Annotated in this window: 8 protein-coding genes; 6 read left to right on the top strand and 2 right to left on the bottom strand. The window is 35.8% G+C overall.

What is annotated here, in order from left to right; translation table 11 throughout:
- Positions 1-221: 221 nt before the first annotated feature.
- Entirely contained in the window at positions 222-2,333 is a 2,112-nt protein-coding gene (locus tag A6E04_RS09540; protein WP_065611077.1) for an LruC domain-containing protein, read from the top strand.
- Between the two features lie 14 nt (positions 2,334-2,347).
- Positions 2,348-2,839, top strand: coding sequence for a hypothetical protein (locus tag A6E04_RS09535; RefSeq protein WP_175365421.1), 492 nt, complete (start codon positions 2,348-2,350; stop codon positions 2,837-2,839).
- 103 nt (positions 2,840-2,942) lie between these two features.
- Here A6E04_RS09535 and A6E04_RS09530 read toward each other — a convergent pair whose 3' ends face one another.
- A complete protein-coding gene (locus tag A6E04_RS09530; RefSeq protein WP_065611073.1) occupies positions 2,943-4,673 on the bottom strand; it encodes a response regulator in 1,731 nt (576 codons plus the stop codon).
- Positions 4,674-4,682: 9 nt separating this feature from the next.
- Complete coding sequence (locus A6E04_RS09525) at positions 4,683-7,358, bottom strand: ATP-binding protein (RefSeq protein ID WP_065611072.1); 2,676 nt, start codon at positions 7,356-7,358, stop codon at positions 4,683-4,685.
- 83 nt (positions 7,359-7,441) lie between these two features.
- Between A6E04_RS09525 and A6E04_RS09520 the strand changes: the two genes are divergently transcribed.
- The 4 genes from A6E04_RS09520 to A6E04_RS09505 all read left to right on the top strand — a co-directional run bounded on the left by A6E04_RS09520 (position 7,442) and on the right by A6E04_RS09505 (position 11,745).
- Positions 7,442-7,915, top strand: coding sequence for a hypothetical protein (locus A6E04_RS09520; protein ID WP_017023566.1), 474 nt, complete (start codon positions 7,442-7,444; stop codon positions 7,913-7,915).
- 3 nt (positions 7,916-7,918) lie between these two features.
- Positions 7,919-8,977, top strand: coding sequence for a hypothetical protein (locus tag A6E04_RS09515; RefSeq protein ID WP_017023567.1), 1,059 nt, complete (start codon positions 7,919-7,921; stop codon positions 8,975-8,977).
- A 228-nt stretch (positions 8,978-9,205) separates the two neighbouring features.
- On the top strand, positions 9,206-10,087 hold the full coding sequence (locus A6E04_RS09510) for a sigma-70 family RNA polymerase sigma factor (RefSeq protein WP_017023568.1): 882 nt from the start codon (positions 9,206-9,208) through the stop codon (positions 10,085-10,087).
- A gap of 62 nt (positions 10,088-10,149) precedes the next feature.
- Positions 10,150-11,745 carry a putative bifunctional diguanylate cyclase/phosphodiesterase gene (locus tag A6E04_RS09505; RefSeq protein WP_065611070.1) on the top strand — a complete coding sequence of 532 codons (1,596 nt, stop codon included), beginning with the start codon at positions 10,150-10,152 and terminating at the stop codon, positions 11,743-11,745.
- The last annotated feature ends 41 nt before the right edge of the window (positions 11,746-11,786 follow it).

Raw genomic sequence — 11,786 nt, 5'->3', positions numbered from 1 at the left:
CGAAGAATTGAGTAAGCATGAAGGAGGGAATATTTCATTTTTGAATGTGATGACTTGATGTAAATAATTAATAAAAATGGTTTTTATTTGGATGCAAAATGATTTTTATTATAGTAATGATTAAATTGTTATTAATTTTTACCTTAATATACAACAGGTTAAATTTGGCACGGCTTTTGAATGATCAGTAATTAGAACATCATAACTAGAAGGGACAAGCTATGTATCTATTTATCCGGTTACTTTTTTTAACGACAGTATTATTGAGCCCAAAAGTCTTTGCGGTTGCTTTTGATTCATGCCCAAGTAAGGCGTATTTATTCCAAGGCAAACCTGTTTCAGTTTATGGTATTAATTTAGTTACTGGGACAAACAGTTTATTACAAGATGATACTGGATTGCCTTCAAATATAAATGGGGTCGGTTTTAATGAAACTGACCGATATATATACGGGTATGACACAACCAATTATACAATTGTTCGTTTAGGACAAAATTTCCAAGCAACAACCTTGAATGTTAGTGGACTTCCTTCTGATAAAACCTTTTATGTAGGGGATGTTTATCAACATCATTATTACGTTTATAGAAGTGGCACTGGTTTCTATAAAATTGATCTGTCTCCTTTAGATAGTAATGTTAATGCCGCACTCACTGCAGATTTAATTACGTCGACAGCGTCTGTGAGCTTAACGGATTTTGCTTTCCACCCAAGCAATGATCACTTATATGGTGTAGATAATGGCAGCGGTGGTTTGTATGAGTTTGACATTTCTACTGGAGCGGCAACGTATATTGGTGATACAGGAGAAACCGGTACGTTTGGTGCGATGTATTTTGATGTAGATGGTTATCTGTATCTTTCACGCAACCAAGATGGTCAAGTGTATCGTGTTAATTTATCTTCTCAAGCGATCATTGATTCGGGTACGGTTCCTGCGGTTAAATTCGCTGATGGTCCTTTTTCTAGTCAAAATGATGGAGCACGATGCGCTAATGCCCCATTAATTGATACTGATGAGCCTGCAACGATTGATTTTGGTGATGCGCCAGACAGCTATGGTTCGACGTTAAACTCTAATGGTGCACGTCATGCTTTAGATAATGAAACGTGGTTAGGTAGTAGCGTAGATGGTGATTACTACGCCGCTCAATCACCGGATTCGGACGATACGATTACCAGTGATGATGAAGATGGCGTTGGGTTTGTGACTGCATTAGAACCTGGGCTTGATTCTGTTATTACCGTAAATGCATCAACTTCAGGGGTGCTATCTGCATGGTTTGATTGGAATGGTGATGGAGATTTTGCGGATGAAGGTGAGCAGGCTATTACGGATGAAGTGCTAGCATCTGGTAACCATAATCTTATTATTTCTGTACCATTTGATGCAACGGTCGGAGCGACGTGGACAAGATTCCGTTTCAGTCAACAAACGGGGCTGGCTTACTATGGCGGTTCAACGTCGGGTGAAGTAGAAGATCATGTAATTACGATTGTTGATGGCAATACCACACAACGTCATTTCCCATCAGCAAGTGGCTACGTTACGTTAGCTTATGAAGATAATTGGCCTGAAACTGCTGATTACGATATGAATGATTTAGTTTTAAGATATCGAATCACAGAGGTTTTAAAAGACGGTGAGGTAGCGAAAGTTATTGTTAGCGGCAAGTTAGCTGCGGTTGGTGCAAGTTATCATAGTGGCTTTGCTGTTAGGTTGTCAGGTATCGATGCAACGAATATTGATTCTGCAAAAACGCGTTTATATTACAACTCTGCACTTCAGAATGGTCCCTCGCAAGAGTCGGGTATGAATGAAGCCAGTTTCATATTAATTAACGATGCGATTGATGTCTCTAGTTATGATTGTTCTTACTTTAGAACGAGTAACGAATGTAGAGAGGATATGGGGCTTGAATTTGAGCTGCAATTTAGTTTAATCACCCCTGTTGCTACGGCGAGTATGCCAGCGATGCCATATGACCCATTTTTGTTTGCAACTCCTGGGTACTATCACGGACCAAGCTTTACACAAGCACCAGGACGAGATTACGAAGTACATCTAGCTGATCAGGCACCAACTGAGTTATTTAATACTGAGTTTTTCCAATTGGCTCAAGATACAAGTGATGCAAGCACTGATCGATACTTTAAAACAAGCAACAATATGCCATGGGCACTGCTTATTTACGATGAATGGCAATGGCCAAGAGAGCGAGTGGATTTAACAACGTCATACCCCGACTTTGCTGACTATACAACGTCTGGTGGAGCAACGAATACCGACTGGTATGAAAGCAGCAATGCAACAGCCAATAAATGTTATTAAGAGAGGGCGTTATTATGAAAAAGGTAATTATTATAACTATGGCGTCACTGTTCTTAATGGCTTGTAGTGATAGCGGTGGGGGGGCAAGCTCTGGTGGATCAAGTGTTGGAGGATCAACGCCTGATGCTGGAGGGGCGGGCAGTGATGCCTCTCCTTCACCTATCGATCAACCCGTCACGGTAAAAACACAAGATTTGGTTGCACCGGAGGGATTTTCATTTAACCCTGTAGAAAGTCAACGACTCGTTGTTAATTTAAGCGGTTCGTTACCTGCAAGAGCGCATCTTTCGGTTTATTCTTCGTTTACTGAAAATGCAGAAGGTGGATTTTCAGTCGACCATGGCAGTAAGGTCATTGATGTCCCTGTTGTTAATGGGGTGGCTGATATTGAATTTTCGATTGCAGACAACATGGCGACCAGTATTGCTGAAATTTGGTTATACGATGGAAGCTCGCCACTTCAAAGAGAGTTTACCATTGATGGTTCTGAATGGGAGTGGAATTAATCAATGATAGCCTTGGCAGAATTTGTCCCTTTTTGTTAAGGCTATTTTGTTAGAATGAAGATGCTTAATAAAAACAAGGCCACGTTGTATAACGTGGCCTTTTTTATACAGGGAGAGAAAGTTGATATCGTTTATCTAAAACCGAATGAGATTGATTAGGGTAAATAACATGAGCAAGGTTGTTGCTGTCAAATTCTGAAATAAAGTTTGGGTTTGCATGAAGAAAGCTAAGTACATTATCTCTTCGCTGCATTAAATCATGAGAGAGAGGCATGTCTTTAACAAGATTAATGGCAGTACCAAGAAGACTTGGATTATCTAAACTTAATGCCACATAAGACTCAAGCAAGCCAATACAAAGCTCTGAAGAGTAAGGGTAGTTATTACGTTCGATTTCATAACTTGTAAGGGCTTCTTTGGGATCCGTTTCTTTTAGGGTGTTCGCGTTATTAATCGTAGTAGACAGCCTTGATATAGATTGTTTAAGTTGTGGATCTTGCTTTAATAGCACTAATAGTTCAGAACAATAAACATTAAAATATTTCTTAGTTTTTAAGACATATTCAACTTTTTCTATTAGCCAAATATCCCCAAAGAAAAGTAATAAATACAATAATTCAATTAAGACAACGGTGTTTAGTTCATGAAGATTATCATAAAAAGGTGCGGTGACTTTTAGGGTATTGAGCTTCGCTGTGGCGATGTCGCCATCTTGGATGTATTTCTTACAGAGAGAATAGTTGTACAAAATATTGAGTTGTACTTTTTGCCTGTCAGTTAGACGGTATTCAATGCGCCTTGCAATGTTTTTTTGTTCGAGAATGAGTTGATTTTTATCTGTTTCAGAAATTGAATTCTGAATATAACTATTAAAATAATTAAAGCATTCTGCGGCATAACTGCACCAATTACTGTCGGCAATAGGCAAGTGGTTCGCGAGTGAATGACTGGCTTTAAGAAATACGGGTTTGTTGTTGCAAATAAGCGCTAAATTTAAGGTTTGAAGCGCACGATGAGGAATGCTTGGGGTGAGGCTTAATACTTGTAATGAGGCGTTTAACGCTTCTTCATAATTTTTATGTTTGCATTGTATGTCAGATAAAAAATCGAGTGCTTGAGTGAATAAAGGCTGTTTTTTAGACAGTGCAGTCGCTCTTTCTAAAATCTCGTTCTTAGAGGTCGTATTTCTTTCATCCTCAAGTTTTAGTTGAGCTAATATGTAGTTTTTTCTATTTTTAAACTGAGGCTGTTCACAGAGTGATGAGAGTTTTTCTTTATCATGAGTCATTAAAAAATTGATTAAAAATAAGTCCAACTCATGAATGTTTTTTTCTGAAATTAACTGGATCGAGAGAGTAAGTAACTCATCATAACGACGCTCATCAAGTAACGAATATAACCTTTTAAATATATTATATTCTTGATAAGCATTGCTTATTTTATTATGTAAATTTGATTTGCTGATTGGCTTACATAAGTAATCCCCATTACCTTTTGATAGGGTACTCAAGACCGTTTGTGTAGAGTGATCTCCTGATATGGTTATCACTCGAGTTGATGGCGAAATAAATCCTTTCTCGCGTAGTAAGTCATAAAGCTCAGATCCATTGAGTCTTTGATCTAAGTGATAATCGATAAACAGTAATGAATAATTACGTTTAGCACATTTCTTTATGGCTTCCTGATATGAACTTGCTTTTTCAACTCGAGTAAAACCCAACTGAAAGAGCAGTTTTTTTAAAAACATAGAGGCAACTTGACAGTTATCGACTATCAATATCGAGAGTTTATCTTTTCCTTGTATATATTGTTGTTTTGAGGTGATTCTGTCCATGGTCACTTCCTACTTCATTTTCATTATTTGATTGAGTAGTACTTCTTTCTTGAAGGGTTTTGCTACGTATGCGTCCATACCTGATTCGTAGCATTTTGTGATGTCTTGATCTAATACACTGGCGGTTAACGCAATAATGGGTATTTTCTTTCTATTCTGAGCTTTTTCTAAGCTTCGGATCTCTTTCGTTGCTGAGAAACCATCTTTTACGGGCATCATGCAATCCATTAAAATGACATTATACGCTTCGCTTTCGGTAAATTTTTCAATCGCTTCTTGGCCGTTATTTGCAATTTCAAAGGTATAACCAGATCGACTTAAAAAGAGAGAAGCGACTTTTTGGTTAACTAAGTTATCTTCAACAATCAGAATATGGTTAGCCCCTTTTTTCTTGGGTGAATTGTTGTTAATTTCGTTGTCTTGGCTCAAAGGTACCGAGTTAGTTAAGTCATCGTTCGTTGAACTATCGGTTAACGCATTGGTTAACGTTTTCATTAATCGATAGCCAAGTAAAGGGTAGGTAATTAGGCCATTTATGATAGCTTCGAAATTGGCGGCTCTGTCTTTGTGTTGTTGAGCTAATACAATTGGAGTGTCAGGGTAATTTTTACGAACGCAACGTAAGCGGCCCTTGCACTTACAATCAGAATCATTACAGTGGCCTGCGCAGTAAATAATGACGTCAGCACTGGTTGCGGTTAGCTCTAACTCTTTCGCTGAAGAATAAACAACAACGTTGTGTATATTGTAATAATTAAGGTCTGTAATAATATCTTGTGCGTAAGCGGTTTTATTGGCGATAACATGGAAAGTAATGGCCTCTAATTCCGGGTATTGGATAATGTTGTGTTCTAGTACTTCGGTTATTAATGAGAAAGAGAATGTACTGCCTTCTCCTTTTGTGGATTTAACCGTAAATTCGCCATCCATCAAATCAACTAATTGTTTACTGATGGCAAGTCCCAGCCCTGTACCGCCAAATTGTCGAGTGATTGAACTGTCTTCTTGTACAAAGGGTTCAAAAATTGAATTGAGCTTGTTTTGTTCAATACCGACACCAGAATCAGACACTGAAATAGTAAGTTCGACGGTATTGTTTTCTTTTTTGGTAAACTCGACGTCAAGTTGAACGTGACCTTTCGGGGTGAATTTGACCGCATTTGACGCTAAATTCATTAGTATTTGTCTTAATCTGTGGTCATCAAGTAATAACGATGACGGCAAATCGGGGGGTATATTAATGATCAAATTAAGGTGTTTTTCATTGGCTTTCGAAATGATGATAGACACGGTATCGAAAATTATTTCACGTAAATCAGCACTATGAGGATGCAACGACAAATTACCTGATTCAATTTTTGATATGTCTAAGATGTCATTAATCAAAATTAATAACGTTTGAGAAGACGTTTCAATCGTATTTAAATAATCGTGTTGAATTGGTGTCAATTTGGTTTCAGAAAGAATGCCGGACATGCCAATAATACCATTTAAAGGCGTTCTTATTTCATGAGACATATTGGCAAGAAAGGTACTTTTGGCTAAGTTGGCTTGTTCTGCTTCTTCTTTAGCTCCTACGATTTTATCCTCATTCATGGCTCTTTCTGATATGAGAGCATTCAAATTTTTAGAAAACAAGGTGAACTCATCATTACCATCACTCTTAATCTGGATGGAATAATCATGATTTTTTTCTATTAACGCCATAGAGGAAATCGTCATTTTTAAATAGCTTAGGATCCTAGCGGATAGAGTAATACCTAAGTATGAAATGAAGACTAAAGATGTGATTAGTATCGATATGAATAAAACAATCATACTATTAATACTTCGAATTTTTGTTTCAATATCGTTCTTTAATTCATTCGTGATAATCGTTGTAGCTGCTTGAATGAGTTGAAGTCGTTGGTTTAGTGCTTGTGTCCCGGTATTGATGTCTTTCTCTGTGTATTTTTCGGATTTGTTCTCAATGACTGCATTTCTAAAAGTGTTGCTTGATGAGAAATTGATATTACTAAAGGTTGTTAATAAAAGAGTAATATCGGATTGACTCGCATTCATTGTTAAAAACTGTTCAATATACAATTGCTGACGCTGAGAAAGTGAATTTAGAGCATCTTGATAGCTTGTTTGTGGTGTTCTCAACATCAGGTGAATGTACCAATTCTCTTGAGTTGCCCAATAATTAACCCATTGAAGTTGGGTAAGGATTGTCGTTTTTTGGTTAATGATATCTGATGCTGCATTGAGCGTATTTGCATTTTTTAATTGATACGTTTGTTGTACTACATCTGTGATCCAGCTTGACCATTCTTCTATGGTGTTTGATGAAAACTGGGTAATCTCAGTATTTGCTTGTTGGAGTTCCGATAAGGTATCGGAAAGAAATTGTGTTTCTTGTTTTTCTGATTGTACGGCAAGTTGGCCTAATGATTTTTTTGATGTTTCATATTCTGTTCCATTATCCAGACCATAAAGTATGTTCAAACGTTGCTGATGCATCGTTGTGATGTATCCTGCCAAGGTATGATTAAATTGGAGGGTATGATTCAGTGTATTTAATGTATTCAACTTCATCATCTGTGATCTGATCTCTATCCCTGATAATGCACAAAGCACAAGCAATGGGAGAAAAACTAGAGTGAGCATTCTGGATTTCACAGAGATACGGTTCATCAACATCATAAAACATCCTTGTTTGGAAAAGCCAGTTCAGTGACCTATATTAAAAATCATAGGATATTTATTAAGAAAGGGTAGTCGTCGATGTGAAAAATACTCAATGTTATTTAAGCAGCTCTTCATTTTTCTTTATGATTTTATTGTCTTTTTTTATTTCCCCTTCAGCGGCGTCAACAAATGCTAGACATGATAGTTATGCTATTTTCTCTATGGGGTCGTCATTTGAACCATTAAGTAAAAGTCGTGCGCGCATGATTTATACGGGCAAGATAAAGAAAATAAACAATACCAAAGTAGTGTTGTCGGATTGGCCAGACAGTTCTCCTGAGAAAGAAACGTTCTACAAGGTATTACTGGGTAAAACGGTGTCTCAAATGAATGGTTATTGGGCGAGTTTGGCCTTTTCAGGTAAAGCAAAGCCCCCAAAGTCAATCAAAGCTGAAGACGTCACTGTTCTTGTTGAATGGCTTAAAGCAAATCCAACGGGTATTGGCTATGCGCCATTGTCTTCATTACCTTCAGGTGCGCATGTCCTATTCATTATCTCTAAAGGGAATTAGATTATGTTTAAAAGGCTTTTGACTTATGGTTGCTTCATTTTTACATTGCTATTAACGAATGTAGAAGCAGCTATTGAGCTCAGTGATGATGTAACATTACGAGGGTTTGGATCGACCTCTGCGACAAAAGGAAGCAGCGAAACGCCTGTTTTTATTAATCGAGAAATAACGGATGACGTTTGTTTTGATTGTGATACTACCTTTGGTTTGCAGCTTGATTATGTTGTTACGGATGACTTTACTACGTCATTACAAGTGGTGAAAAGACCACAAGATGAGTGGTCAGATCCTGAAGTTGAGTGGCTTTATGCGAGTTATACGTATTCTGATATTGAAACAAAAATTGGACGTTTACGCTTACCTCTATTTCTTGTTTCTGAATATTATTATGTTGCTCAGGCGTATACGTGGGCAAGAGCGCCACAAGAAGTGTATAACAGCGTATTAGGGGTGACTTCATTTAATGGTATGAGTGTGACATGGAATCATCAAGTATCCGATGACATCATTTTAGCTGTTTCTCCTTATTATGGTGTTCATGACAGCAATAAAATTAGTTCAGGTGATCGTGTTTATCATTTTACGACGAATGACGTGAAAGGGATCTATATGGACATTATTGGATTTAACTATCGAATCCATTCGAATGTAATGGCATCTAATTATGATTATAACGTCAAAATGAAAGAGGCAAGCCTCGCTAAAGAAGCAGATCAAAATATGGTTTTGTACAGTTTGGGTGCTGAATATTCATTAAATGCGTGGCATGCAATGGCTGAAATTCAAACGAATGACATGCAGACAAATTGGTATGCCAGTTTAGCCTATACCTTAAATAAATTTACGCCTTATGTTATTTATTCAGAAAGTCATCGATGGAAAGAAAATTACAGTGTGACATCAGGGATGCGTTATGACCTAACAACAAAAGTATCAATTAATGCTGAGTGGCAAATAATGGAATTAACTAAAAATTCAGAACAAAATACTGGTCAATTTACAAAGTATGAAGGAAGTAATAGCTCAAACATCAGTACTGTAATTATTAATTTCATTTTTTAATTTGTTAAGTGTAAATATAAAAAGAGGTTGTATTAATTTGTCAATATATTGACGTCTCATTAGTGATTTTATTGGGTTTAATATTGTGACTAAGTTCACGTTCTTTTTACTGTTTATGTATATTGCTACTTACGATATTGCATGCTGTCGGTTCCTGTACCATTATTATTTATACCGTTAAAGATATAACGGATTATAAATGCAAGTTGCTAGGTATAAGGATATGTTATGTTGAATATAGAATGTTCAAAAAAGGAAGAACCAAGAAACAGCATTGATGCTTACTCATTATATTTGAAAGAAATAAATAAATATAAGCTTCTAACTGCAAGTGAGGAATTGGAACATAGTCGTAACTATTTATCTGGAGATTTAAAATCAAGAAATGTGTTAATTGAGTCTAATCTAAGGCTTGTTGTTAAAATTGCCAATAAATATCGTCATCGTAATCAAAGTGAACTTGCCCCTTTAGATATTATTGAAGAGGGAAATCTTGGTTTAATGAAAGCCGTGAATAAATTTGACCCTGAATTAGGCTACCGATTTTCTACTTACGCGGTATGGTGGATAAAAGAATCCATTGAAAGCGCCTTATTTAATCATTCACGTACGGTTCGCCTTCCTGTTCATATAACAAAAGAGCTTAATGTGTACTTAAGAGCGGCAAGAGATCTGTCTAGAACACTTAAAAAAGAACCTTCCATCAGTGAAATATCCGTCCACTGTAATAAAGACTATAAAAAAGTTAATAAAATCTTAGGTTTAGTTCCTGGTTCATCAACGTGTCATTCTGCTTCTAGTGATGATATGTCATCGAATTTAATTGAATTGTGTGCCGATGATCATGAACAAGAGCCCGCTCAATCCTTATCAAAGTCTAATTTAGAAAGTAACTTATCGTCATGGTTAAATTTACTTCAATGCAGAGAAAAGCAAATAATTATTAATCGTTATGGTTTGTTTGGTACTGATGTAAAAACCTTAGAGGAACTAGGACAAGACCTTAAATTATCTAAAGAAAGAGTGAGACAGATACAAACAGAAACACTGACGAAGCTTAATACCATATTTAAAAACAATAAGTTAAATTTAGAAATTTCTTTAAATTAGCTATTTAAAGTCATGATTTAACACCTTTGTTATTACGGTATTCTACCTTGGGACGGTGTTGTATGGATATTGATGTTCTTTTTATACTATTCACAATAATTAATGTGATGGCTTTGTTATGCTCAGCGTATTTTATTTATAAAATTGAGGTGATTAAAAATGGATTAATAAGAACCGTTTTTGTAGGTATTTTCTGTTCTTATTTTGTTTCATTTATTTATCTTGAGAAATATGTTTTCTCTCATGAGATTGCTGATAGTTTAGATAATATAATTTTGGTGTTTTCAACTGTATCAATACAAATGTTATTTTTTGTTTTATGGTTTATGTATCGATTTATTAACCAGTTTACTCTTATTGAGAAAATTAACATTGAACATAGAAAAAGCTTATATAATAAAAAAGATATTTATCAAAAACTCATTGATAAGAAAATAGCATTAAAGATCCCCTTTAGTATCACTAAAATTAAAGTAGTAAATTATCGGAAATTGATAGATGTATCCTCTTATAAGGTATTTAAGAAGATATTGTCTTATTCCGTACTTATGATAAAAAGAGAATTGAAAAATAAGCATATTGATTTGTATTACGAAGATAATGAGATCGTAATTATTAGCTACTCAACCGATAAAATACTGATAGAGAAAGTAGCGAATAAAATACATAAGCAATTGATATCACCGATTTTAATGGGAGATAGGAATTTTCTGTTACAACCTGTGATTGGGTGTGCTGTGTATACTGATGACATTAAGAGCAGTGAGGAGATGCTAAAGCGAGTCGATATTGCTTGCTATAAGGCAAAAAAACTAGGGTTAGTTTTTGATTTTTATAGTTACCAATACGCAAAATCGATAAATGAAGAGTTAAGAATTTTGGATAAGTTAGTATATGCCATTCCTAATTCTGAGTTTGAACTTTACTATCAACCTATTGTAAATAGTATTGATAAGACTATTCATGGTTATGAAGCCCTCATTCGTTGGCCTCAGAAAGATGGCACCATGATCCCTCCAGATCAATTCATTTTAGTCGCTGAAAACAATAATTTTATTAAAGGAATTACTGAGTGGGTCGTAAGGCAAGTTGCCCGCGATATCCAACGTTTTAAAATGGAAAATATTCATCATCAAGTTCATATCAATATATCCACGTTAGATCTTCATGACAATGACCTGTATATCCAACTTTCTGATTTGTTAATTAATAAAACTATTGAGCCTTCTGATGTTGTTTTGGAGGTGACAGAGAGCGCGTTGATGTCAGATATTGATGCGGCCTATCTAATGCTATCAAAATTTTCAGAACTTGGTTTTTACATCAGTATTGATGATTTTGGTACTGGGTTCTCTTCTTTGTCACTTTTGAGGGTTTTAACCTTTAATCAGATAAAAATAGACCAATCATTTATACGTAATATGTCTATTGGTAATAGTGATTACGCGATCGTAGCCTCTACTATATACCTTGCCCACAGTTTAGGGTGCAATGTGGTGGCAGAAGGGGTGGAAGACCAATCATTATTTAATGAATTGAGAGAGTTGGGTTGTGATTATATTCAGGGATACTTCATTCATAAGCCACAAGATTTGACGACAATGATTCATTGGTCATTAAAGCAAATGGAGAAAGAAAAATTATCTTCTATTGCTTAACCGACATCCGTTTTTAATTATTCTTTCTATGAATTGCATCT

This window comes from Aliivibrio logei (genome assembly GCF_001691055.1).
Taxonomy (GTDB): Bacteria; Pseudomonadota; Gammaproteobacteria; order Enterobacterales; family Vibrionaceae; genus Aliivibrio; species Aliivibrio salmonicida.
This window is presented reverse-complemented; position numbering and strand designations above follow the sequence as displayed.

Bases quoted from the DNA above. Each gene is read 5' to 3' on its own strand.
- A6E04_RS09530 (WP_065611073.1), bottom strand. From the start codon at position 4,673: ATGGACAGAATCACCTCAAAACAACAATATATACAAGGAAAAGATAAA.
- A6E04_RS09540 (WP_065611077.1), top strand. From the start codon at position 222: ATGTATCTATTTATCCGGTTACTTTTTTTAACGACAGTATTATTGAGC.
- A6E04_RS09505 (WP_065611070.1), top strand. From the start codon at position 10,150: ATGGATATTGATGTTCTTTTTATACTATTCACAATAATTAATGTGATG.
- A6E04_RS09525 (WP_065611072.1), bottom strand. From the start codon at position 7,358: ATGATGTTGATGAACCGTATCTCTGTGAAATCCAGAATGCTCACTCTA.
- A6E04_RS09535 (WP_175365421.1), top strand. From the start codon at position 2,348: ATGAAAAAGGTAATTATTATAACTATGGCGTCACTGTTCTTAATGGCT.
- A6E04_RS09510 (WP_017023568.1), top strand. From the start codon at position 9,206: ATGTTGAATATAGAATGTTCAAAAAAGGAAGAACCAAGAAACAGCATT.
- A6E04_RS09515 (WP_017023567.1), top strand. From the start codon at position 7,919: ATGTTTAAAAGGCTTTTGACTTATGGTTGCTTCATTTTTACATTGCTA.